Genomic DNA, 24,138 nt, shown 5'->3' with positions numbered 1-24,138 from the left:
TTTAGTCCGAGAAGATTTCGCGGTTGACCGTGTGCAGGTAGGGAATCGCGAGAAACGGTGTGATGTAGAAGATGTCGTAGAGCCACCAGCCGATGACCGGGAACACGACCCCCGCGTAGCGCACGTCGGCGTACATCGTCATGTTGAACACGTACAGGCACCAGATGAGCACACCCATCCAGCAGGTGATGATCATCCACTGGTGTCCCCAGCGCTTCATCTGCAGGAACCCGATCGCCGCGGCGCAGCGCATCGCGAAGACGGTGAGGATCATGCCGAACACCATCGACTTCTCACCGGGCGCGGCCGCGCCGCCGATCCACGCCTCGTTGTAGTGCCAGAAGTAGCCCGCGTCGAACATCGCGCCCCAGCCGACCATCAGCACCCGGTTGATCAGGGTGTGGTTGGCGACCAGGTCGAGTGCCCAGCCGAGGCTGTTGAGCATGCCGTCGATCAGCACCAGATAGCCGATCAGCGTGACGATCATCGGGCGCACCGACAGCCCTGCCCGTAATGCCTGCCGCTGCAACCACACCCCGCGCATGAAGATGGGCAGGCCGATCAGGCCGGGCGCCCACATTCCCATCAGCGCGGCGCCGACGATCATCCACTTGTCGGCGCGGCGCTGGGCAAGTCGTGATTCGTCGTGGTGCTCCTCCAGGTTCACCGAGCCGGTCAGCGGCACGGACGCGGTGACCGTCGGGGCCGGCTTGCGGTTCAGGAGTGGGATGTTCACAGCTCCCACCAGCCCCGGGCGAACGACATGTAGAGCTGGATGAGAAACATGGCCAGCAGGTATCCGTAGACCACGACCTGCAGGATGATGAGGGCCTTCTTGCGGTTCTTTTCCTTCTGGTCAACCATGTGTCGGTTCCTTCCTAGCGGTTCGGGTTCGGGCTGTCGGCGTCGGCGAGGCTGGCCGCGGCCACCTCACGCAGGCCTTCGGACACGCCGCCGTCGCTGGACAGCGGTGCGAGTACGCACGCCTCGGCGGCTTCCAACTCCGATGCGCCTGCGGCGATCAGGTGTGCCGCGGTGACGAGGACGCGGGTCGAGGGCGGCTCGAAGTGAAACGCTTCGTCGGCGGTGCGGATCGCGGTGGCGCACCGGACCAGGCGCTGGGCGGTCGGAAGTCCGATGCCGGCCTCCGCGACGATCACCTCGGCTTCCCGGTCGGGTGGCAGGTAACACATCGGCAGCGTGACGAACCGTTGCCGGAACGACGGTTTGAGTTCCTTGAGAGAACTGCGATAGGCCGGGTTGTAGGAGCAGACCAGCATGAACTCCTCCGGCGCCCGCACGACTTCACCGGCCCGGTCGAGGTACAGCGTGCGCCGGTGATCGGTCAGTGAGTGCAGCACGGCCAGCGAGTCGTGCCGGGCCTCGACGACTTCGTCCAGGTAGCAGATGGCGCCGGCCTTGACCGCCCGGGTCAGCGGTCCGTCCGTCCACACCACGTCGCCGCCGGTGACGATGAACCGTCCGACGAGGTCTGAGCTCGTCAGGTCGTCGTGGCAGCTGATGGTCACCACGGGACGGCCCAGCAGCAGACCCATGTGCTCGACCAGGCGCGTCTTTCCGCATCCGGTGGGCCCGGTCAGCATCACCGGCAGACGCTGCCGACAGGCCTGCTCGAAAAGCCGAACCTCGTTGCCGTTGGCGAGGTATGTCTGCTCGGTCATGCTGCCACCAGCTCCTTGTGGACGTGGGCGAGGACGCGCGGAAGGTCTTCGACGCGCCGGATTCGTTGAGACCGGTTGGGGCCGAACACTTCCGGCAGCGGGTCGACCCGCACCGGGCCGATCCCGACGTAGTACATCGAGACCCCGGCGTCGCGGGCCTCCTCGACGGCGTGGGCGGCGTCGGCCCAGGCATAGCGACCCTCGTAGCCTTCGTCGGAGATCAACCCGTCGCCGATCACGATCAGCAGACGCCGCTCCGAGGGTTGCGCGAGCAGCCTGCTCGTCATGTGGCGCAGCGGCGCGCCGAGACGGGTGTAGCCGCCGGTCGCCAGGCCCAGGCCGCCGGGCGGGACGAACCGGCGATCGGCGAAGTCCTTGAGGCAGGTCACTTCGACGCGGTGGCGGGTGTTGCCGGTGAAGACGAAGATGCCGTGGCGCTCACGCGCGGCCGTCATCGCCCGCGACAGCGCGTCGGCACAGGCGAGTTCCAGCTTGAAGGCCGTGCCGCCGTGCACCCCGAGCGAGGAACTGCCGTCGAGCAGCACGGCCGTCGAGACGTCCCGGCTGGCGGGCAGCAGTTCGCGGAAGATCCGCGGCTCGACCGCTTCTCCTGTGGTCACGTCGATGTAGTGGCACACGTACTGGTCGACGTCGAGGTCGGAGCCGTCCTCGAGGCGGTTCTTCATCGCGCGGTGGGTGTTCTTCTCGAACCACTTGCGCACGTCGACCGCGACGGCTCCGGGTTCGCCGGACCGTCCGTCGTGCGCCCGCTCCAGCACGGCGACGTGGTCGGACATGAAGCTCTCGGTCCACGCGTTCCATTCCGGATACGGGATGCCCGGGCGGTGCTCGGGAGTGACGTCGAGGTCGTTGTCCTGCGGGCGGCTCGGCGGAGGCAGGTTGGGGTTGCGGACCCCGCCGTCGCCGCCGGCGGGCACGGAATGGGGTTGTGGCACCCGCTTCTGGTTGGTGGTCCACGGCAGTCGCCCGAACGAGCGCCGCAGCTTGTCGGACAGCCCCTGAGGCAGCGTGTACGCCCGCGGCAGGCGCCCGATGAGCGGATCGACAGTCAGCGGTTGACCGGTGCGCGCCAGTGCGATCGCCCGGTTGAGCATCTCTTCGGCGTCCATGTCGGTATCGGCGGGGGCGAGTTCGGGAAGGACCCGCCGGAACTCGGGGACCAGGCCCGGCCACGTCGCGGCCACCCAGCCCAGTGCGACGCCGGCCTCGACGAGATGCAGCGCGCTCAGTTCGCGCGCGGACAGCTCGTTGAGACGGTAGTCGGTGATCCGGTCCTTCGACGGCGAGCACTGCAGGGCGATGCCGCAGGTGAGCGTGCGGCGGGTCCAGTCCGGCGTCCGAACGGGGTAGGGGACGTGCACGACGTCGAGCATCGAGCTCATGCCGAAGCCACGATGCCTGCCGCTCACGAGGTATGCGCCCGTGCGGCGCTGCCCGCTCAGCGCGACCGCGGTCAGCGCGCAGCTGCGTTCGACCGCCATGGCGTGGGCATCGGAGAGTTCGGACATCTGTTCAGAAGGTGCCGATGTTGGAGAACATCCAGTACCAGAACCAGATGATCAGTCCGGTGCCGCCCCAGGCGGCGACGTAACGCAAGATCTCCCAGATCCATCCGGTCATGTCAGTTCCCCTCGCTGAGTGGATTTTTCGGGGTGGTCATCGGGTCTCCAGTCCTCGTCGTGCGGTGGTGATCAGGTTGGCCAGCATCGCGTCGCGAATGTCGCCGCGGGCGACGGTGGTCAGCACGCCGTAGATGCCGAGCAGGAAGAACGCCGCGCTGTAGAACGCGTCGACTTCGGGGTGGATCTCCCCGTCGCCGCGGGCCCGCTCGATCGCGCCGACGAGCGACACGATCACGGGGTGGTCGGACCATTCGTCGGTGCTCGGCCGTGTCGGCGAGAAGTGCAGCGCCAGTAGTTCTTTGAACAGCAGCGGGCCGAAGCGTCGCTCCAGCGCGGAGATCAGCTCGACCACTTTTGCGAGCGCCGAGGCCAGGTCGTGCTTCTTGTCCAGGTATCGCGCGAACTCCGTTGCCATACGCGACTCTTCACGCCTCTCCAGCTCCAGCAGGACATGCTCTTTGCTCGGGAAATGGAAGAAGAACGTGCCGTGCGCGACGCCGGCCGCCGAGACGATCGCGCCGATGTCGGCGCCCGCCATCCCCGAGGCCTGGAATTCGGCGATCGCGGCGCCGAGGATCCGTTCGCGCGTCTGCAGCCTGCGCAACTCCCGTGCCGTCTGCCTGACCTGGGGCGCCATCATCTGCTCGTATGGCCGAGTCGCTGAGTGTGGTCGATGAGTCTGGACATGAGCTCAATCCGAGAAGATTTCGCGGTTGACCGAGTGCAGATACGGGATCGCCAGGAACGGGGTGATGTAGAAGATGTCGTAGAGCCACCAGCCGACCACGGGCAGGACGACACCGGCATAGCGCACGTCGGCGTACATCGTCATGTTGAACACGTAGAGGCACCAGATCAAGATGCCCATCCAGCAGGTGATGATCATCCACTGGTGTCCCCACCGCTTCATCTGCAGGAAACCGATTGCCGCGGCGATGCGCATCGTGAAGACGGTCAGGATCATGCCGACCTCCATGGCCTTCTCGCCCGGCCCCGCCGCGCCGCCGAGCCAGAGCTCGTTGTAGTGCCAGAAGTAGCCGGCGTCGAACATCGCGCCCCAGCCGTTCAACAGGATTCGAGCCAGGATGGTGTGGTTGGCGACGAGGTCGAGCGCCCAGCCGACGGTGTTGATCGCAGCGTCGATGATGACCAGGTAGCCGATGAGTGTGACCAGCATGGGGCGCACGGACAGCCCCTCGCGCTGCGCCTTGCGCAGCAGCCAGACGCCCCGAAGGAAAAGCGGAAGCCCGAAGATCCCCAGCGCGGCGGTACCGATGAGCAGGCTGCCGGAGATGAGCCACTTGTCGGCCTGCCGCTGCGCCCGCTGCGAGGCCTCCATGTGCTCGTCGAGCCCACCGGCGGACGCCTGTGAGGCGGTGCCGCGGCGACCCGTGCTCGGCATCGGCCGGTCCATAGTTGCTGACTATAGTCAGCAACTGACGAGAGTCAATCGGCAATATCTGCCGAGTCGGCGCGCGGCCTCACGAATTGACTTGCACTGCGCCACTTTGCGCCCAGCCGCCGCGACACCGGCTCCAAAATCGAAGCGTCGACACCCGATCATTGGTTGACTGAAGTCAGACAAGCACGTTAGATGGGATCGACCTCGACGAGGAGGACCCCGAATGGCACTGGAACAGTTCAACCTTGACGGACAGGTCGCTGTCGTGACCGGCGCAGGCAAGGGGGTCGGGCAGGGAATCGCGCGTGTCCTGGCAGAGGCGGGAGCGACGGTCGTCGGGACGGCGCGCACGGAATCCGACATCGTCGCAACGATCGCGGGGATCGAGAGAGCCGGCGGAAAGGGACTGGCGCTGGTCGCCGACGCGATGAGCCGGGCCGACGGTGAGCGTGTGGTGGCCACCGCGGTGGAGCGGTTCGGCCGGATCGACATCCTCGTCAACAACGTCGGCGGCTCGACCTACGCCCGGTTCCTCGACATCACCGACGACGACTTCAGGCATACGTTCGACTGGTGTGTCACCTCGGCGTTCATCATGAGCCAGCTGGCGGCGCCGCACATGCTGGAGGCGGGCCGGGGGTCGATCATCAACATCTCGTCGGGTTCGGCCCGTTTCGGGATCCGTGCGCTGACGGCCTACTGCGTGGCCAAGGGCGGGCTGGAGGCGCTGACCCGCGCGATGGCCCAGGAGCTGGCGCCGAAGATCCGGGTGAATGCCATCGCGCTCGGATCGTTCGCGACCGAAGGTTTACAAGGCAGCCTTGACTTGTTACCCGGGTCGCTGGAGAAGATGAAGGAGGCGACGCCCCTGCATCGCCTCGGCGACGTGGAGGACCTCGGGAGGTTGTGCGTGTACCTTGCCACCCGCGACTGCTACGCCACGAACTCGATCTTCCATGTGGATGGCGGTATCGATTCGAACAACTCACCGCTGCCGATCCCCGATTACTGAGCAGAAACGGAATCTGTGATGCGCCGAGTAGTGCAGTTCTCCACCGGCAACGTCGGCAGGCATTCGCTGGCGGCGCTCATCGGACGTCCGGATCTGGAGTTGGTCGGGGTTCATGCCGCCAGTGCGGACAAGATCGGCCGTGATGCCGCCGAACTGTGCGGGTTGTCCGACCCGACGGGGGTGCTCGCGACCGACGACCTCGATGCATTGATCGCGCTGAAGCCGGACTGCGTGGTCTACACGGCACTGGGTGAGACGCGCCCGATGGAGGCCATCGAGCAGATGTCCCGGTTGCTCGCCGCGGGGATCAACGTCGTCGGCACGTCGATGGTGTGGCTGGTGACGCCGCGTCACGCCGACGGGTGGCTGCGGGAGCCGCTGGAGCAGGCGTGCGCGACCGGCAATTCGTCGCTCTACGTCAACGGCATCGATCCGGGCTACTCGGGGGACACCGCGGTGCACGCGGCGCTGAGCCTGGTCACCCGCGCGTCCTCGGTCACGGTCCAGGAGATCTTCGACTACGGAAACTACGACGACTACGAGTACACGGGCACCGCAATGGGATTCGGCAACAGCCCACAGGACGAACTGCCGATGGCATTCCAACCGGGCGTGGTCGCGTCGCTGTTCGGTGGCTTGGTGCGCAGTCTCGCCGCCCACCTCGACGTGGAGCTCGACGAGGTGCGTGAGCGGTGCGAGCCGTGGTACACGGATCAGCGGATCGAGTGCACGATGACGACGGTCGAGCCGGGGCGGATGGCCGCGGTGCGGTTCGCCGCGGAGGGAATGCGCGGCGGCGAGCCGGTCATCACCGTCGAGCACATCAACAGGCTGACATCTGCCGCGGCGCCGCAGTGGGAGTTCCCGCCCGAGGGGCACCTCGGTGTGCACAAGGTGATCGTGGAGGGCGAGCCGCGGGTGGAGGTGAGCACCCACCTGTCCCACCCCGTGCTCGACGTGACGGACGCCGGATGCGTCTCCACCGCCGCGCGGGCCGTCAACGCCATCGACTGGGTCTGCCGGGCGCCTGCGGGATTGGTTGCACTGGAAAATATTCCGCCGACGGAGATGATACGCGGGTTGATGTGGTGAGGCTTCCGCACAGCGGGCGGCCGGCCCGGAAAATTGGTGTCTGAGGTGCACCCGAGCGGACTTAGTCTTGACGCATGGATCGCCCCTACGACGTGTGGAAGCTGTCGGAGTCGTGGCGTATCCGATTCGCGTACTTCGAAACGTACGGACCCGTGCCGTGGACCCTGGAGGCCAGGCAGGGTTATCGCGCGCTGAGTTTCTGGGACCGGGTCCGGTTGTCGTCGAACGTGTCGGCCTTCCTGTTCGGGCCGATGTACTTCTTCGCCAAAGGGATGTGGCGCAAGGGCCTGACGCTCCTCGGGGTGGTGGGTGCGGTGGTGGCCGCGGTCCTACTCGCCGACGTCGGCGGCGTCATCGAACGGATGGCGGCGCTGACCGTCCCCGTGGTGGCGGCCACGACCGCCAACTACGCCTATTACCTGCACGTAGCGGAGGGCAGTCGGTCGTGGAATCCGCTGGAGGGCGTCTTCGGCAGGCGCTGAGACGCCTAGCCGAGCCGGGCGCGCAATTCCCGCTTGAGCACCTTGCCGTAGCTGTTCTTCGGTAGCTCGTCGACGAACTCGTACCGCTTCGGCCGCTTGAACCTCGCGATGCGTTCCAGCAGGTGCGCGTCCAGATCGGCGGCCGATGCCGCGCCGACGATGAAGGCGACCACCACCTCGCCCCATTCCTCGTCGGGCGCCCCGACCACACCGGCCTCGACGACGCCCGGATGTTCCAGCAGCACCTCTTCGACCTCGCGGGGGTAGATGTTGCTGCCGCCGCTGATCACCACGTCCTTGGACCGGTCCCGCAGGGTCAGGAAGCCGTGGGCGTCGAACGAGCCCATGTCCCCGGTGCGTAGCCACCCGTGCTGCAACGCCGCCTCCGTCGCCTCCGGGTTCTGCCAGTACCCCGACATCACCACATCGCCGCGACAGACGATCTCGCCGATCTCGCCGACCGCCACGGGGGCCCCGTCGGGACCCAGCACTGCGACGTCGACGCCCGAGCGCGCGTACCCGACCGACCCCAGCACCGCGTCGGGCGCGTCGAGGTGATCCCGGCGTCGCAGCCCGGTGATCGTCATCGGCGCCTCGCCCTGCCCGTAGAGCTGCACGAAGACCGGGCCGAACGCCGCCATCGCCTTCTTCAGGCTGTCGACGTACATCGGGCCCCCGCCGTAGACGATCGTCCTCAGATTGGCCGGGCAGGCCCGGCCCGTCTGCACGAGCCTCGCCACCATCGTCGGCGCCAGGAACGCGCTGCAGCCGGGATGGCTCTCGCACAGGTCGAGGAACTCGTCCGGGTCGAACGTGCCCGACGCCGGCACCACCTGCCGCGCGCCACGCGAAACATACGGTGGCACATACAGTCCCGATCCGTGCGACATCGGGGCGCCGTGGATCAGGCTGGAGTTCTCGTCGGGGCAGTCGAAGTCGGCCAGGTGCGACACCGTCATCGCCATCAGGTTGCGATGTGACAGCATCGCGCCCTTCGACCTACCGGTGGTGCCGCTGGTGTAGAACAGCCAGGCCGGCGACGCCGGGTCGGTGTCCCGCGGGGCCGGCGAAGGCATGGCGGCGCAACGGCTCTCGTACTCCGCGGCGCCGATGATCTCGATCCCGGTCGACGCCACCGGTGCCAGCTCCGCGCCGATCTTCGGCGACGTGAACACCCGCGCCGCGCCGGCATCGGACAGGATCTGCTCCATCTCCCGGACATGCAGTTTGTAGTTCAGCGGAACGAACACGCACTCGGCCGCCCAGATCGCGAACATCAACTCGACGATCTCGGGCCTGTTCTCACTGGCCACCGCGATCCGCGCGCCCGGCCCGAACTCCCGCAACGACGACGCGAGCCGCAGCGCCCGCTCGCGCAGCGACGACCACGTATGGACCAGTCGCTCACCGTGATACACCGCGCCGCGGTCACCGTGGCGCGCCGCGGTCTGGTCGAGGAGGGCGAACAGGTTCACCGTTCCACCCAGTGAGCGTTGAGCGCGAAGTCGGACAGGTACTTCGTAGTGCTCCACCCGCCGTCGACGACGATCGTCTGCCCGTTGATGAAACTGCCCCCCTCCGAGCACAGAAACGCCACCGTCGACGCGACGTCCTCGACGCGGCCGAGTCGCTGATGCGGTGTCATCTCGGTGTTGATCTTGCGGAAGCGCTCGTCCTCCAACCGGGAGGCCACCATCGGCGTCAGCGTGACGCCGGGCGCCACCGCGTTGCACCGGATGCCCTGTGCCCCGTACTGGCAAGCGATGTGGGTGGTCAGCGCGGTGAGCCCGCCCTTTGCCGCCGAGTACGCACCTCCGCGCAGCCCGCCGACAACCGCGAACGTCGAGGTGATGTTGATGATCGCCGAACCCGGCTGCATGTGTACGATCACATCGCGCGCCAGCCGGAACGGTGCCCGCAGCATGATGTCCAGGAACCGGTCCAATGTCTCGTCGTCGGTCTCGTGCAACGGTTTCGGGCTGCCGATCCCGGCGTTGTTGACCAGGAAGTCGATGCGCCCCCACCGCTCCAGGGCCGCAGACACGATGCGCTGTGGTGCGTCGTCGTCGGTGAGATCGACCGCCAGCGTCGCGATCCGGTCCGAGGACTTCTCCAGCGCGGCCAGCCGGCCGGGGTCCCGGCCGGTGCCCAGCACCGCCATACCCTGCTCGGCGAGCGTTGTCGCACAGCCGAAACCGATGCCGCTGCTGGCGCCGGTGACGATCGCTACCTGCATGTCATGACTCCTTCGTCAGGTCGGCGCGGCTTTTCCAGAAGCACAGCTCGGATGGCGTGCTTGAGCACCTTGCCCGCATCGTTCTTCGGCAGCGCGTCGACGACCACCACCCGCTCAGGTGCCTTGAACTTCGCGACGCCGCGCGCGACCAGGAAGTCCCTGATCTCGGCCACGTCCGGAGCGGCCGAATCGGCGGCGACGATCACCGCGCAGGCCCGCTCCCCGGTGCGGGGGTCGGGGATACCGACGATCGCGATCTCCGCGATCTGTGGATGCGTGACGAGAATGTCCTCGACCTCTTTGGGGGAGATGTTCTCGCCGTTGCGGATGATGAGGTCCTTGGCGCGGCCGGTCACCACGAGATAGCCGTCGTCGGTGAGGCGGCCCAGGTCTCCGGTGCGGAAAAACCCGTCCGCGTCGAAGGATTCGCGGTTGTCCTCCGGATGCAGGTATCCGGTGAGCATCTGCGGTCCGCGGGCGCGGATCTCCCCGTCGACCAGCGTGACGTCGGCGATGCCCGGCCGGCCGTCGGTGTCGGCGGCCCGGTCGACGTCGTCCAGCGATCCGACCGTGGTCACCGGCACCTCGGTCGACCCGTAGACGCGGCTCACCGCCGCCTTGTCGAAGTAGTCGGCGGCGCGGCGGATCAGCGACGGCGGGACCGACGCCCCGCCGCAGATGAACACCTTCAGGTCGGGCAGCCGGGTGCCCGCCCGCTCTGCCGCCGCCAGCAGCCCGTCGAGGAACGGTGTCGCCCCCGCCATGTGCGTGCACCGGTGCCGCAGCATCAGCGCCACCGCGGCGTCGGGATCCCAGCGCTGCATCAGCACCGCCTGTGTGCCCAGCAGCAGCGGGCACTCGAACGCGTAGATCGACCCGCCGATGTGGGCGATCGGGGACGGGACCAGGAACGTGTCGCCCGGGTCGATGCGCCAGTAGCGGCCCAGCTGTGCGATCAACGCGCCCAGCGACTTGTGGCTGTGCAGTACGCCCTTGGGCCGTCCGGTGGTGCCCGAGGTGTACAGGATCATCCGGGTGGCTGCCGGATCCAGGTCAGGCAGAGTGCCGTCGCGCGGCTCCGAGACCAGATCGGTCAGCGCCGGGCGGCGGGGCTCGCCGCGGACGACCACGACCTCGGGCGGCGACGGCAGGCCGGCGACCACCCGGTCCAGCATCGCCGCGTAGTCGTGACCGCCGAACGTCTGCGGGATGAAGATGGCGCGGCTGCCGGCATCGGCGAGGATGAACGACAGCTCGCGCTCACGCAGGGACGGCAGGATCGGGTTGACGACCATGCCGGCCAGCGTCGCGCCCAGGTAGATGACCGCCGCCTCGTGCCAGTTGGGAACCGCGAAGGACACCACACTGCCCACCGGCATTCGCCGCACCAGGGCATGGGCCAGACTCGTTGCCGCAGAGAGCAACTCCGCGCTGCTCAGCGACGCCTCATCGTCGCGCAGCAGGATCCGGTCCGGGGTGTCCCGGGCGGCGTCCCGCAGTGCGTCGGCCAGCGTGGTCACGCAGTGTCCCTGACCCTGCGCATCGTCATGGAATGGCGGAACCTCGACGACGGGTGGGTGTTGACGGTCACCTGGGCGATCTCGCCGTCGGAGGTGGTGTAGGTGCGCTGCATCTGCAGTGCCGCGGCGCCGACCTCGGCCTGCAGGTGTGCGGCGAGGTCGGCGTCGAGCACCACCGCCGAGATCTCCTGATGCACCTCGACGATGCTGACCCCGAACAGGTCCTCGATCAGCGGGAAGATCGGGCCGGTGTGGCGCTGCAGCAGTCGGCCCACCGCGGCGAAGCTGCGGTTGATGAAATACTCGGTCCGGCAGATCGGCGCCGTGTCGTCATCGGCGCGCCGGTATCCGCTCACCGCAAACCATTCCGAGCCCGGGGCCAGCCCGGTCCGCTCGGCGAGCGCATCGTCGACCGTGACCATCCCGTTGGTCTCGATCGAGAACTGCGCACCCTGGGCGAACGCCAGCAGATCGTCGATCGACACGACATCCTGGGCATATGAGTTCGTGCTGGGCCGGGGGACCACCAGAGTGCCTGCCCGGGGCCGGGATTCGACGAGGTTGTCGTCGCGCAGCCGGCGCAGCGCCTCGCGGATGGTGTAGCGGCTGACGGCGAACCGCTCGCACAGTTCGTGCTCGGTGGGCAACTGCGAGCCCACCGGATAGATGCCGTCGACGATTTCCTTGCGCAGTGCGCGCGCCACCTGCAGGTAGCGGTGATCACCGGCCGTGGCGGTCATATCCGGGCAACCGCCAGGACGCTGCCGTCGCCGTCGGCCGACACATACAGCGTGCCGTCGGGCCCGGACGTCACACCGGCGAACGGCCCCTGTGGACCGGAGAACGGCGGCATCCCTTTCAGTGGTTTGGGTTCGACCCCGGGCGGCGGACCGACCGGAAGGCCGGCGGCGATGGTGGTGCGGGCCCGCGAAGGTTCTGTGGCCAGGTCGAACTCGACGAGTTCCCCGGCCCCTGCGTCCACGATGTAGAGCCGCTCGCCGCGCACATGCAGGCCCTGTGGACGCTGCAGGCCGTCGACCACGGTGTCCACCCCGCCGGGGCCGACGCGGACCACCCGGCCCGCACCCGACTCGGCCACCAGCGGCGCCCCGTCGGCATCGATCGCGACGCCGACCGGCTCCCGCAGTCCGGATGCCAGCGTCTCGACGGCGCCCGAACGCAGCGCGAGCAGCCGCCCCGTGCCGAGTTCGGCGAACACGATCGTGCCGTCGCCGTCCACGTCGACACCGTAGAGCTGGTCGAAATCGGTGGCCAGGAAGTCGGTTTCACCGTCTGCCGGGCGGTATCGGGCCACCTGTCCGCCGGAGGTGGTGACGACGAACTCGGCGGCACCGACGGCCGTCACCCCCCGCAGGAAGCCCGGATACCCGGGCGAGAACAACATCCCGACCGTCTGCAGCACACCGTCCGGCCCGACCTCGTAGAAGTAGGTGCCGTCCGCGACGTACAGGCGCCCGTCGGCGACGGTCAGATCCAGCGGCCAGTTCAGCCCGCCGGGCAGCAGCGTCGACGTCTGCCCGCCGGCCAGGATCTCGGTGATCTCACCGGTGAAGTTGGACGCGAACAGCCGGTCGCCGACGAACGTCAGGTTGTCCAGCCCCGGGTTCAGTTGCGCCAGACCGGTTTTCTCGCCGCTGCGCGGATCGATGCGGAGCACCTGGCCGCTGGCCACCTGGGTGGACACGATGAAACCGTCGGGATCGAACTTGACCGCATCGGGGACCCCGAGGTCTGCGGCCACCCGCTGCGGTTCGCCCCCGTCGGGGTCCACCCGCCAGATCTCGTTGGCCGTCATCAGCGGGTAGTAGAGCAGCCCGTCCGGTCCGACCTCCATCGCGTTCGGCGACGGCAGGTTCTCCAGCAGGATTCGCGGCGCACCGCCGTCGAGCGGCAGTTCCATCAGTCGACCGCCGTCGCGGCACTCGCCGACGAACAACCTGCCGCGGTGCACCGTGATGCCGTTCGCGCACGGCAGGTCGTCGCGCAGCACCCTGGTGCGTCCCGCCGTGTCGCGGGCGCTGACCCGGCCGTCCATCACCTCGGTCGCGAACAGCGTGCCGTCGTCACCGAAGGCGACGTCGTCGGGGGCGATGATGTCGCCGCCCCTGGCGCTGACCGTCTCCAGTTCCCCCGAGGCGAGATCCAGCGCGCTGATCTGGCTGCCGGTCACCTGGGCCACGTAGACGCGCCCGTCGGGGCCGGTGCGCAGCCCGTTGGCCCCGAACAGGCGGCTCGGCGCGGTCAGCCTGCGGAGCTGCCATCCGTCGGCGGCGGACGGGTCGGGCGCGGCGTACCGGGCAGTCATGACTTCGGACGTTAGCAAGCGTCACTAGTCCAGACAATAGGGTCATACCGGCGGCGCAAGCACCCTTGACGGTGGGATAAATGCTGGGGAATAGTGTTCTGCAATATGCAGAGCATCATTATTTGTCCGGACAATTAGCGTGTCTGGGACCGGGATCTCCATCCGTCTCGACCGTCGCATCGTCGTCGTCTCCGGCGCGGGCGGCGGCGGCATCGGCACGACGGTCACCCGACTGGCCGCCGAGGCCGGCGCGACCGTCGTCGCGGTCAGCCGCTCGAAGGACAACCTCGACGAGCACGTCGTCCCACTGGCACGGAAGGGGCTGTCCGTCGTACCCGTGGCCGCCGACGCGTCGACCGACGACGGCATCGCGACGGTGCTGGACCACGTGCGTCGCACCGACGGTGACCTCTACGGTCTGGTCAACATCGCCGGCGGTGCCGCACCCGCGACCTGGATGCCGTCCACCCGTGTCACCCGCGAGGACTGGCGCGCGCTGTTCGCGGCCAACCTGGAGACCTCGTTCTTCATGAGCCAGGCCGTCGGTAGCGAGTTACGCACCCGAGGCCTCAGGGGTTCGATCGTCTCGGTGTCCTCGATCAGCGGGATGAACACCGCGCCGTTCCACATCGCCTACGGGACAGCCAAAGCCGCGATCGTCGCGATGACACGCACCATGGCCGTCGAACTGGCGCTCGACGACATCCGGGTCAACGCCGTCGCCCCCGGTGTCACCGAGACCGCGGCGTCGCGCACCTACGTCGACGAAGACCCCGAACGGGACCGGACCGCCATCGCGATGGGCAGGCGCGGCACCCCGGAGGAGCAGGCCGGCGCGATCCTGTTCCTGCTGTCGGACCTGTCGAGCTACATCACCGGGCAGACCCTGCTGGTCGACGGCGGACTGAACCTGAAGTGGAGCCACCTGGCCGCGGACAACACGTCGTTGTTCCTCAAAGACGAGTCCTTCCGAGAATCCATTAGGAGGATCTGATGACCGATCTCGACAACCAGCCCGAAATCGACGCGGCCGAGGAGCTGTCCGAGTCGATGACCATCCCGGTCGAGGCGTACATCTCCGAGGAGTACGCCCGCGCCGAACGGGACAGACTGTGGCGCAAGGTGTGGCAGCAGGTGGGCCGCGTCGAAGAGATCCCGGAGGTCGGCAGCTACCTGACCTACGACATCCTCGACGACTCGATCATCGTGGTACGAACGAGCGCGGACACCTTTGCGGCACACCACAACGTCTGCATGCACCGGGGCCGCCGCCTGGTCGACACCCCCGAGGGATGCAAGAACGCCGTCGGTCGCGCGCGGAAGTCCTTCGTGTGCGGATTCCACGGTTGGACATACGGTTTGGACGGCACCTGCACCCACATCCGCGAGCAGGACGACTGGAAGGGCAAGCTGACCCCGCGCAACACCCATCTGGCGCCGGTGCGGGTCGACACCTGGGGCGGCTGGCTGTTCGTCAACATGGACCCCGACTGTGAACCGCTGGCCGACTACCTGTTCCCGGCCGCCAAGATCCTCGACCCGTTCGGCCTGGAGAACATGCGCTACAAGTGGCGCAAATGGCTCTACTTCGACTGCAACTGGAAGGTGGCGCTGGAGGCCTTCAACGAGACCTACCACGTCTTCACCACGCATCCGGAGTTCAACCGGTTCGGTGAGTTCAAGGGCTGGGCCAAGGCGCAGGGCAAACACAGCAACATCGGCTACGACGCGCCCAAGGGGATGGACGAGACCAAGTCCAAGATCCGTCTCGGCACCGGAGATCCGCGCATCTCGACCGCCGAGATGCAGGTCTACACCATGGAAGAGACCAACGCGACCACCACCGAGACGCTGGTGAACGCCGCCAAACGGCTGGTCGACGAACTACCCGAGGGCACGCCCGCCGACCAGGTGCTGCAGCACTGGCTGGCCTCGGCGCGACGCGACGACGAAGCCCGCGGCGTGATCTGGCCGACCATCCCGCCCGACATCCTGGGCCAGAGCGGGACGGCGTGGCAGATCTTCCCGAACTTCCAGATCGGCCAGGGCCTGACCAGCGCGCTGTGCTACAGCGCGCGTCCCGACCCGAGCTACGACCCGAACAAGTGCATCTTCGAGGTCGCCGTGTTCGAGCTGTATCCGAAGGGTGGTGAGCCCGAGACGGAATGGGTTTACACGCCGAAGGATTCGCCGAACTGGTTGTCGGTGCTGCCGCAGGATTTCTCCAACATGGCGGCCGTGCAGCAGGGCATGAAGTCGGCGGGGTTCCCCGGCACGCTGCCCAACCCGTACCGCGAGCGCAGCACCGTCAACCTGCATCACCAACTGTCCAAGTACATGGGAGCCGGCGAACCCCGCGAGCTGTAGAGCGATTTCGGTGTAGTTGGTCACGCTCACCGAGACCAACTACACCGAAATCACCAGGAGAGGAGAGTTATGGAGACCCCGTGCGGGCCGACCGACACGCCCACCGACATCGACATCCCGGCGCTTCGCGAGAAGTACGCGCAGGAGCGGGCCAAGCGGCTGCGTCCGGAAGGCGGCTCGCAGTACCTGGAGCTCGAGGGCGACTTCGCCGAGTTCTATGAGGTCGACCCCTACACCACCGTGACCGAGCGTGATCCGATCGCCGAGGACGTCGACGTGGTGATCCTCGGCGGAGGCTTCGCCGGGCTGCTGGCGGGCGCCTACCTGAAGAAGGCCGGTGTCGAGGGTATCCGGGTCATCGAGATGGCCGGCGACTTCGGCGGTGTGTGGTACTGGAACCGGTTCCCCGGAATCCAGTGCGACAACGACGCCTACTGCTACATCCCGATGCTCGAAGAGCTCGGTTTCATCCCGAGCAAGAAGTTCGCCGACGGCGCCGAGATCCTCCAGCACTGCCGCAACATCGGCAAGCACTTCGGGCTGTACGACGGAGCGCTGTTCTCCACCCAGGTGCGCGAATTGCAGTGGGACGACGACCTGCAACGGTGGCGGATCAGCACCGACCGCGGCGACGACATCCGGGCCCGGTTCGTCGTCATGGCTCAGGGCTCCTACAACCGCCCGAAGCTGCCCGGTATCCCCGGCATCAAAGACTTCGCCGGGCATGTGTTCCACTCCGCCCGTTGGGACTACGACTACACCGGCGGTGACGCCGACGGCGGCCTGCACAAGCTGGCCGACAAGCGTGTCGCGCTCGTCGGGACCGGCGCCACCGGTGTCCAGCTGGTACCGCATCTCGGTCGAGACGCCAAGCAGCTCTTCGTGTTCCAGAGAACGCCGTCGTCGGTGGACGAACGCGTCAACACACCCACCGACCCGGCATGGGCGGCCTCGCTGCGGCCGGGCTGGCAGGAGGAGCGCAAGCGCAACTTCCACAACTGGTCGCCGTTCGTCGGCGTCGTGTTCGGCGAGCCCGATCTGGTGTGCGACTTCTGGACCGAGCTCGGCCGCAACCTGACGGCCCGCATCGCGGCCAGCCCCGATCCCGCCGCGGTGACCATCGAACAGATCATGGCGTTCCGGGAAGAGGAAGACTACAAGATCATGGAGCGGCTGCGGCGCCGCGTCGCGGCCGTGGTCGAGGATCCCGCGACGGCCGAGGCGCTCAAACCGTACTACCGGTTCATGTGCAAGCGGCCGTGTTCGAGCGAGCAGTACCTGGCCACCTTCAACCGCCCCAACGTGACACTCGTCGACGTGTCCGAATCCAAGGGCGTGGAAAGGCTGACCGAGAAGGGGATCGTCGCCAACGGCGTCGAGTACGAGGTCGACTGCGTCATCTTCGCCAGCGGCTTCGAGATCTCGACCGAGATCAGCCGCCGGTATGCGATCGACCGCATCGTCGGTCGGGACGGCCTCTCACTCTTCGAACACTGGCGCGACGACTACAAGACCCTGCACGGGATGACGAGCCGCGGATTCCCGAACCAGTTCTTCATGGGCTTCATCCAGGGCGGGGTGTCGGCGAACACCACCGCGATGTTCGAGCAGCAGGCCGAGCACATCGCGTACATCATCGCCGAGGCACAGAACCGGGGGGCGACGACGGTCGAGCCCAGCCAGGAGGGTCAGGACAACTGGGTGTCGACCGTCCGGGAACTGGCGATCGACAACTCTGCGTTCGAATTATCCTGCACCCCGGGCTATTACAACAACGAGGGCCGCGGTGGTAAGGAAGGCAACGGCGCATTCCTCGGCGACTTCTACTCGCCCGGCTTCTACGCGTTCGACGAGCTGATCGCCGAATGGCGGGCCCGAGGTGCCCTCGAAGGCCTGGAACTCCGTGGCTGACCTGCGTTTCGACGGCCGTGTCGCCGTCGTCACCGGCGCCGGCCGCGGCCTGGGCCGCGCATACGCGCTGATGCTGGCCGCCGACGGCGCCAAGGTGGTGGTCAACGACTCCGGTGGCGCCCTCGACGGTGAGGGTGCCGATACCGGCCCGGCCCAGGCCGTCGTCGACGAGATCGCCTCGGCGGGAGGCGAAGCCGTCGCCAACACCGACAGCGTCGCCACCCCCGAAGGGGGGCGGGCCATCATCGCTGACGCGCAGCAACGTTTCGGCGGCGTCGACATCCTGATCCACAACGCGGGCATCGTGCGGCGGGCGCCGCTGGCCGAGATGACGTACGACGATTTCGAAGCCGTGCTCGACGTGCATCTGCGCGGCGCGTTCCACGTCGTGCGGCCGGCCTTTCCTTCGATGTGCGACGCGGGCTACGGCCGGATCGTGCTGACGTCGTCGATCGGCGGGCTCTACGGCAACCACGAGGTCGCCAACTACGCCGTCGCCAAGGCCGGCGTGATCGGGCTGTCCCACGTCGCGGCGATGGAGGGTGCGGCGCACGACGTCAAGAGCAACGTCATCGTGCCTGCCGCGGTAACCCGGATGGCCGCCGGTATCGACACGTCGGCCTACCCGCCGATGGGGCCCGAACTCGTCGCCCCCGTCGTGGGCTACCTGGCTCACGAAACCTGTTCGGTCACAGGGGAGATGTTCGTCGCGCTGGCCGGCCGTGTCGCCACCGCCGCGGTGACCGAGACACGCGGGGTGTACCGGCCGTCGTGGACGATCGCCGACGTCGCCGAGAACATCGACGCGATCCGCGACCGGTCCGAGTCGCTCACCTTCCCGGTGGTGCCGAACGGGCACGGAGACCACATCCGCTACAGCTTCGCGATGGCCAGCCAGGCGGCGGCGATGAGCGCTTGCGCGAAGAGCAGATCACGATGAGCGCTTGCGCGAAGAGCGAATCACCAGGGGTGGTCCATGGCTGAGAACGGACCGCTGGCGGGCATCCGCGTCGTCGACCTCACGGCCATGGTGATGGGCCCCTACTGCACCCAGATCATGGCGGACATGGGTGCCGAGGTCATCAAGGTGGAACCCCCCGAGGGCGACAACACCCGGTTCATCTCGGTCGGGCCCGTGCCGGGGATGAGCGGGGTGTTCGTCAACGTCAACCGCGGCAAGCGCAGCGTCGTGCTGGACCTGCGCTCCGACGAGGGCAGGGCCGCGGTGCGGGCGCTGGTGGAACGCGCCGACGTCTTCATCCACTCGATGCGCGCCAAGGCGATAGCCAAGCTCGGTCTCGGCTACGACGACGTCGCCGCCGTCAACCCGTCGATCGTCTACACCAACTGCTACGGCTACGGCAGGCGCGGCCCCGAGCGCGACCGCCCGGCCTACGACGACACCATCCAGGCCGAGTGCGGCATCCCGGCCGTGCAGCAGCAGCTCACCGGAGAACCTGACTACGTCGGCACCATCATGGCCGACAAGGTCGCCGGCCTGACCGCGCTCTACGCGACGACGATGGCGTTGTTTCATCGGCAACGAACCGGGGAAGGCCAGGAGGTAGAGGTCGCCATGTTCGAGACGATGGCCTCCTTCATGCTGGTCGAACATGCCAACGGTGCCATGTTCGACCCCCCACTGGGACCGGCCGTCTACCCGCGCACCGTGGCGCCCAACCGTCGTCCGTACCGCACCAAGGACGGCTACATCGCCGTGCTGATCTACAACGACAAGCACTGGAATGCGTTCATCGACGCGGTGCAGCCGCCGTGGTCCTCTGACCTGTACTCGACACTGGAAGCCCGTGCCCACCGGATCGACACGGTGTACGGCCTGGTCGCCGAGACGCTGGCCGAACGCACGACCGCAGACTGGCTGGATCTGTTCCGGGAGCTGGAGATTCCGGCCGCACCGCTGAACACACCCGACGCGCTGTTCGACGATCCGCACCTGAACGCGGTGGGCCTGTTCGAAACCGTGGACACCCCGCACGGCCCCGTCAGGTTTCCCGGTGTGCCGACCTGGTTCTCCCGCACGCCGGGCAAGGTGCGCGGACCGGCGCCCGAACTCGGCGCGGACACCGCGGCGGTGCTCGACGAACTCGGTCTGGGTGGGTAGGGGATACTGATGGACTTCGACATGGGCAAGCGGGCGTCGGACCTGCGTCGCGAACTCCGGGACCTCGTGAACGAGCGTGTGCCGGAGCGCTTTCTCGGGGCGTTCACCGACGATCCAGCCGACCTGGAGACGGCGCAGGCGTTCTGCCGCACGCTCGCCGAACGCAATCTGCTGTGCCTGGCCTGGCCAGAGGAGTTCGGCGGCGGCGGGGCGTCGGCGTGGGAGCAGACGGTGGTGCGCGAGGAGATGTGGGCACACCACGAACCACGCGGAGCCCAGTACATGGGCGTCAACTGGGTGGGCCCGATCATCATGCGCCACGGCACCGAGGCGCAGCAGCTCAGGCACCTGCCGCCCATCGCCGCGGGCGAGGTGATCTGGTGCCAGGGCTTCTCCGAGCCGGAGGCCGGTTCGGACCTGGCGTCGCTGCGCACCTATGCCCGTCGCGCCGAGGACGGTGACGGTTGGCTGGTCAGCGGCCAGAAGATCTGGACGTCGTACGCGACGATGGCGCAGTGGTGCTTCCTGCTGGCACGCACGTCGCGTGTGGGAGAAGGCGCAACACAGAAGAAGCAGCAGGGCCTCACCATTTTCCTTGTGCCGATGGATGATCCGGCGATCACGGTGCGCCCGATCCGCACCATGCTGGGGCCGCACCACCTCAACGAGGTGTTCTTCGACGACCTGCGCGTCACCGAGGCCGACGTGCTCGGCACCGTCGATGCGGGCTGGTCGATCGTGCAGGACGTGATGGCGTTCGAGCGGGTCGGCATCGCGCGGTATGCGCGCTGCGAACGGCTGCTGGCCGCCGCGCCGGGCGTGCTGGGAGACAGGTGGGACTCACTGCCGGCCGAGCTGCGGGGCCGCTGGATCGGGATGCTGACCCACTGCCGCCGGGCCCGGCTGCTGGCCTACCGCGTGGTCGCGCTGCAGAGCAGCGGCCGCATCACCCCGGGCGACGCGTCGGCCTACCGGATCGCGGTCACCAAGCTGGACCAGGACAGCGCCGAGGTGTTGATGGACATCGCGGCCGAGGTGCGCCGCGACGACCACCGAGCGCAGTGGTTCCTCGGCGAGGTGGAGGACCACTGGCGCTACTCGCAGGCGTCCACGGTGTCCTCGGGAAGCATTGAGATGCAACGGATTCTGCTGTCGCGCGCCATGCTGTCAGGAGGAGCGGTCAAATGATCCTGGATCTCAGCGACGACGCGCTGGAGTACGGCCTGCAGGCGCTGCACGCATTCGAGAATGCCGGCGGCGACCGGCTGGTCGAGCAGGCCGAAGCCGACCCCACGGCCCGCCACGGTCTGGTGCGCCCGGTGCTCGACGGCCTCGGCGCGTGGGATCTCGACCCGCGCACGGACGCCGACGGGCTGGAGGCCGCAGCGGCGCTGTGCCGCAGCGCGGGATACTGGGCGCTGCCGTATCCGCTCGCCGAACGGTTGGCCAAGCCCGCCGACCTGGACGTCGACGGGCTCGTCGTAGTCGGCGGCCCGCGTCCGGCGGCGGCGCTCGGTGGACTCGATTTACGTTGGGCAGCTGTTGATCTCGACGGTCGTCGGGCGCTGGTGACCGGGCAGGGTGTCACGGGGCCGGGATTCGTCGCGGAGCTGGAGCTCTCTCCGGTCGACAGTGACGGTTCCCGTGATGTCGCGTTGGCGCTCGTGCTGCCGTGCTGGACTCTGCTGGGCATCCTCGACCGCGCGGTGGCGCTGACCGTCGCGCACGTCAGTCTGCGCAAGCAGTTCGGCCAGACGCTGTCGTCGTTCCAGGGTGTGCAGTTCCAGCTCACCGATGCCGAGGTGGAGCGCAGCGGGGTCGACATCCTGGCCAAGCACGCCCTGTGGAGTATCGCCACCGACCAATCGCACGTTGTCGACGACGCGCTCGCGCTGCGGATGGCCGCCATCGAGGCCGCCGATGTGGTCTTCCGGGTGTGCCACCAACTGCACGGTGCGGTCGGCTTCTGCGACGAGACCACGCTGTCTTGGCTGTCGCGCTACAGCCTGCCGCTGCGCCGGCTGCCCTTCGGGTTGTCCTCGACGCGCGACCACCTCACCAGGGTCGCCGGGCGTCGCGGCCTGACAGGGCTGTTCATATGAGCGCGCGACGTCGCAGCCGGACGGGACTGCTCACATGACCGCCGAATCTGAAGATCAGCGCGACAATCCGACTGATTCTCAGTCACAAGCTCAGTTTCGACAGCAGGTCCGGGCCTGGTGCCGCGATCACATCCCAGCCGACTGGCGTGACACCCAGACCGGGGTCGGCGACGAGGAGTTCGTCCGCTTCCAGAAGGCGTGGTTCGCCGAGCTGCACAGCGCCGGGTATGCGGTGCCGCACTGGCCGGCCGAGTGGGGTGGAGGACTCCCCGTGGACCGGCAGGTGGTGCTGTATCAGGAGCTGGCCGCCCACGACGCGCCCCGCCTGGTACTCGCCTTCGTCGGGATCCACCACGCCGCATCGACGCTGCTTGTCGCGGGCACCGACGAGCAGCGCAGGCGGCACCTGCCCGCGATCCTCGACGGCGAGATCTGGGTGCAGGGCTTCTCCGAACCCGAAGCGGGCTCGGATCTGGCGGCGCTGCGCACCACGGCGCGCAGGGCGGGTGACGAGTTCGTGGTCAACGGGCAGAAGCTGTGGGCCAGCGGCGGCATGCACGCCGACTGGTGCCTGCTGCTGGCCCGCACCGACCCGGATGCGCCCAAACGCCCCGGTGCTCGAAAAAGCGCAGGCATCTCGTACTTCCTGATGGACATGACCACCCCCGGGGTCGACGTACGCCCGATCCGCAACGCGATCGGCGACTCGCACTTCTGCGAGATCTTCCTCGACGACGTCCGCATCCCCGCCGCCAACCTGATCGGCGCCGAGAACAACGGGTGGCAGGTCGCACAGGCGACGTTGGGTGCGGAACGGGGGCTGACGATGCTCGAGCTCGCCGAACGGCTCGGCAACGCCGGATTCCGGTGGCTGGTGCAGTCCGCACCTGTCGACGACCCGATAGTCGCCGACCGGCTGGCCGGCTTCGAAACCGAGATCACCGGTTTGCGGGGACTGTGCAGGCAGATCGTCGAACGCGGCGCGACCGGCCCGGCCGACGCGTCGATCGTCAAGCTGTACTACAGCGAGCTGCTGCAGCGCCTCACCGACTTCGCCGTGGAGATCGGCGGACCCGAGGCCCACACCGTGCTGGCCAAGCCGATGTCGAGCGGATGGGAATCCGGTTCCTGGGTGCTGGATTTCGTCGGTTCCTGGGAGTGGACGATCCCCGGCGGCGCCAGCGAGATCCAGCGCACCATCATCGCCGAACGCGGGCTGGGGCTGCCGCGGGAACCGGGTGCGGCGTGACGCACGGATTCTCCGAGTTCCACGACGAGCTCCGCTCGGTCGCGGGCGATCTGTTGGCCAAGGACCGTGTCGTCGACTGGTCGGTGCTCGTCGACGCGGGTTGGACGGGCCTGGAAGTCCCCGACGGTCTCGGCGGGTCCGGGGCGACGTTCGTCGAGACCGCGATGATCCTCGACCAGATCGGGCGCGCCGCGAGCGCGAACCGCTATCTCGGCAGCGCGGTCCTCGCGGTCGGGGTGCTGAACCTGCTGGAACCCAGCGAGATTCGCGACGAGCTGCTGACCGCCGTCGCATCCGGGCCCGGCCGACTGGGCGTCGCCACCGACGGCTTCGCGGTCAACGGTGGCCGGCTGGCCGGACGTGCCGGGTTCGTCCCGGACGCCGTCGGGGCCGACCGGCTGCTGGTGCTCGTCGACGGCGCAGTGGCGGTGGTGGACGCCGCGCAGATGTCCGTGGTTCCGCAGCCCGTCGTCGACGAAACCCGGCAGTTGGCGACCGTCACCGCCGAGGCCGCCGAGATCGCCGAACTGCTCACCCTCGCAGGAGATCCGGCTTCGGTGCGGCATCGCGCCGAGGTGGCGATCGCCTGCGACAGTCTCGGCCTGGCCGAGCAGATGCTCGCGGCCACCGTCGACTACGTGTTGGTGCGGCACCAGTTCGGCCGCCCCATCGGATCGTTTCAGGCCGTCAAGCACGCCTGCGCGGACATGCTCGTCGCCATCGAGGTGTCCCGCCGGCTGGTCTCCGACGCGGTCGGCGTCCTCGCCGAGGGCGGCGACGCCGCGACGCAGGCCGCGATGGCGAAGTCCCACGCCTGCTCGGCCGCGGTCGACGTCGCAGGCAAAGCCATGCAGCTGCACGGCGGCATCGGCTACACGTGGGAGAGCGGCATCCACGTCTACCTCAAACGCGCCACGCTGAACCGGGCACTGTTCGGTTCACCTGCGGCACAACGGAAAAGACTCTCGCAGAGATATTCGAAAGGGATATGA

Annotated in this window: 23 protein-coding genes; 12 read left to right on the top strand and 11 right to left on the bottom strand. The window is 67.9% G+C overall.

Annotated elements, in window-relative coordinates; genetic code table 11:
• Position 1: 1 nt before the first annotated feature.
• The 6 genes from BN976_RS13445 to BN976_RS13420 form a co-directional block, all read right to left on the bottom strand.
• Complete coding sequence (locus tag BN976_RS13445) at positions 2-736, bottom strand: hypothetical protein (RefSeq protein WP_011782121.1); 735 nt, start codon at positions 734-736, stop codon at positions 2-4.
• The gene (locus BN976_RS34605; protein WP_011782120.1) at positions 733-864 is read right to left on the bottom strand and encodes a hypothetical protein; all 132 of its coding nucleotides are present in this window, start codon (positions 862-864) and stop codon (positions 733-735) included. Before BN976_RS34605 ends, BN976_RS13445 begins: the two co-directional genes overlap by 4 nt.
• 14 nt (positions 865-878) lie before the next feature.
• Complete coding sequence (locus BN976_RS13435; RefSeq protein ID WP_011782119.1) at positions 879-1,682, bottom strand: CbbQ/NirQ/NorQ/GpvN family protein; 804 nt, start codon at positions 1,680-1,682, stop codon at positions 879-881.
• On the bottom strand, positions 1,679-3,211 hold the full coding sequence (locus tag BN976_RS13430; RefSeq protein WP_036371204.1) for a nitric oxide reductase activation protein NorD: 1,533 nt from the start codon (positions 3,209-3,211) through the stop codon (positions 1,679-1,681). Before BN976_RS13430 ends, BN976_RS13435 begins: the two co-directional genes overlap by 4 nt.
• A gap of 148 nt (positions 3,212-3,359) precedes the next feature.
• Positions 3,360-3,962, bottom strand: coding sequence for a TetR family transcriptional regulator (locus BN976_RS13425; RefSeq protein WP_036371463.1), 603 nt, complete (start codon positions 3,960-3,962; stop codon positions 3,360-3,362).
• Positions 3,963-4,016: 54 nt separating this feature from the next.
• Positions 4,017-4,739 (bottom strand): hypothetical protein, encoded by a 723-nt coding sequence (locus tag BN976_RS13420; protein ID WP_011782116.1) that lies wholly within the window; start codon positions 4,737-4,739, stop codon positions 4,017-4,019.
• Positions 4,740-4,950: 211 nt separating this feature from the next.
• Here BN976_RS13420 and BN976_RS13415 point away from each other — a divergent pair, with 211 nt between their 5' ends.
• The 3 genes from BN976_RS13415 (at position 4,951) to BN976_RS13405 (ending at position 7,313) form a co-directional block, all read left to right on the top strand.
• Positions 4,951-5,739, top strand: coding sequence for an SDR family NAD(P)-dependent oxidoreductase (locus BN976_RS13415; RefSeq protein WP_036371202.1), 789 nt, complete (start codon positions 4,951-4,953; stop codon positions 5,737-5,739).
• Positions 5,740-5,757: 18 nt separating this feature from the next.
• On the top strand, positions 5,758-6,831 hold the full coding sequence (locus tag BN976_RS13410) for an NAD(P)H-dependent amine dehydrogenase family protein (protein ID WP_011782114.1): 1,074 nt from the start codon (positions 5,758-5,760) through the stop codon (positions 6,829-6,831).
• Between the two features lie 74 nt (positions 6,832-6,905).
• Positions 6,906-7,313 carry a DUF2628 domain-containing protein gene (locus tag BN976_RS13405; protein WP_011782113.1) on the top strand — a complete coding sequence of 136 codons (408 nt, stop codon included), beginning with the start codon at positions 6,906-6,908 and terminating at the stop codon, positions 7,311-7,313.
• Positions 7,314-7,318: 5 nt separating this feature from the next.
• Here the strand turns inward: BN976_RS13405 and BN976_RS13400 are convergent, their stop codons facing one another.
• Genes BN976_RS13400 through BN976_RS13380 form a run of 5 tightly spaced genes read right to left on the bottom strand, consistent with a single transcriptional unit; the run spans position 7,319 to position 13,395 of the window.
• On the bottom strand, positions 7,319-8,788 hold the full coding sequence (locus BN976_RS13400) for an acyl-CoA synthetase (protein ID WP_011782112.1): 1,470 nt from the start codon (positions 8,786-8,788) through the stop codon (positions 7,319-7,321).
• Positions 8,785-9,549 carry an SDR family NAD(P)-dependent oxidoreductase gene (locus tag BN976_RS13395; RefSeq protein ID WP_011782111.1) on the bottom strand — a complete coding sequence of 255 codons (765 nt, stop codon included), beginning with the start codon at positions 9,547-9,549 and terminating at the stop codon, positions 8,785-8,787. Before BN976_RS13395 ends, BN976_RS13400 begins: the two co-directional genes overlap by 4 nt.
• Positions 9,540-11,069: an AMP-binding protein gene (locus BN976_RS13390; protein ID WP_036371199.1), complete on the bottom strand. Its 1,530-nt coding sequence runs from the start codon at positions 11,067-11,069 to the stop codon at positions 9,540-9,542. The genes BN976_RS13395 and BN976_RS13390 overlap by 10 nt, the downstream gene beginning before the upstream one ends.
• A complete protein-coding gene (locus BN976_RS13385; protein ID WP_011782109.1) occupies positions 11,066-11,809 on the bottom strand; it encodes a GntR family transcriptional regulator in 744 nt (247 codons plus the stop codon). The genes BN976_RS13390 and BN976_RS13385 overlap by 4 nt, the downstream gene beginning before the upstream one ends.
• A complete protein-coding gene (locus BN976_RS13380) occupies positions 11,806-13,395 on the bottom strand; it encodes an SMP-30/gluconolactonase/LRE family protein (RefSeq protein WP_011782108.1) in 1,590 nt (529 codons plus the stop codon). The genes BN976_RS13385 and BN976_RS13380 overlap by 4 nt, the downstream gene beginning before the upstream one ends.
• A 139-nt stretch (positions 13,396-13,534) precedes the next feature.
• Here BN976_RS13380 and BN976_RS13375 point away from each other — a divergent pair, with 139 nt between their 5' ends.
• The 9 genes from BN976_RS13375 to BN976_RS13335 all read left to right on the top strand — a co-directional run bounded on the left by BN976_RS13375 (position 13,535) and on the right by BN976_RS13335 (position 24,138).
• Positions 13,535-14,389: an SDR family NAD(P)-dependent oxidoreductase gene (locus tag BN976_RS13375; RefSeq protein WP_011782107.1), complete on the top strand. Its 855-nt coding sequence runs from the start codon at positions 13,535-13,537 to the stop codon at positions 14,387-14,389.
• Positions 14,389-15,762, top strand: a complete 1,374-nt coding sequence (locus BN976_RS13370; protein WP_036371197.1) for an aromatic ring-hydroxylating oxygenase subunit alpha — start codon at positions 14,389-14,391, stop codon at positions 15,760-15,762. The genes BN976_RS13375 and BN976_RS13370 overlap by 1 nt, the downstream gene beginning before the upstream one ends.
• 69 nt (positions 15,763-15,831) lie before the next feature.
• Positions 15,832-17,673: a flavin-containing monooxygenase gene (locus BN976_RS13365; protein WP_036371194.1), complete on the top strand. Its 1,842-nt coding sequence runs from the start codon at positions 15,832-15,834 to the stop codon at positions 17,671-17,673.
• The gene (locus tag BN976_RS13360) at positions 17,666-18,613 is read left to right on the top strand and encodes an SDR family NAD(P)-dependent oxidoreductase (RefSeq protein WP_036371459.1); all 948 of its coding nucleotides are present in this window, start codon (positions 17,666-17,668) and stop codon (positions 18,611-18,613) included. The genes BN976_RS13365 and BN976_RS13360 overlap by 8 nt, the downstream gene beginning before the upstream one ends.
• A 36-nt stretch (positions 18,614-18,649) precedes the next feature.
• Positions 18,650-19,795, top strand: a complete 1,146-nt coding sequence (locus tag BN976_RS13355) for a CaiB/BaiF CoA transferase family protein (RefSeq protein WP_036371190.1) — start codon at positions 18,650-18,652, stop codon at positions 19,793-19,795.
• A gap of 9 nt (positions 19,796-19,804) precedes the next feature.
• Positions 19,805-20,983 (top strand): acyl-CoA dehydrogenase family protein, encoded by a 1,179-nt coding sequence (locus BN976_RS13350; protein WP_036371188.1) that lies wholly within the window; start codon positions 19,805-19,807, stop codon positions 20,981-20,983.
• Complete coding sequence (locus BN976_RS13345; RefSeq protein WP_011782101.1) at positions 20,980-21,897, top strand: acyl-CoA dehydrogenase family protein; 918 nt, start codon at positions 20,980-20,982, stop codon at positions 21,895-21,897. Before BN976_RS13350 ends, BN976_RS13345 begins: the two co-directional genes overlap by 4 nt.
• A gap of 34 nt (positions 21,898-21,931) precedes the next feature.
• Positions 21,932-23,146 (top strand): acyl-CoA dehydrogenase family protein, encoded by a 1,215-nt coding sequence (locus BN976_RS13340; RefSeq protein ID WP_036371186.1) that lies wholly within the window; start codon positions 21,932-21,934, stop codon positions 23,144-23,146.
• The gene (locus BN976_RS13335; RefSeq protein WP_011782099.1) at positions 23,143-24,138 is read left to right on the top strand and encodes an acyl-CoA dehydrogenase family protein; all 996 of its coding nucleotides are present in this window, start codon (positions 23,143-23,145) and stop codon (positions 24,136-24,138) included. Before BN976_RS13340 ends, BN976_RS13335 begins: the two co-directional genes overlap by 4 nt.

The organism is Mycolicibacterium austroafricanum (genome assembly GCF_000612725.1).
GTDB lineage: Bacteria > Actinomycetota > Actinomycetes > Mycobacteriales > Mycobacteriaceae > Mycobacterium > Mycobacterium austroafricanum.
This window is presented reverse-complemented; position numbering and strand designations above follow the sequence as displayed.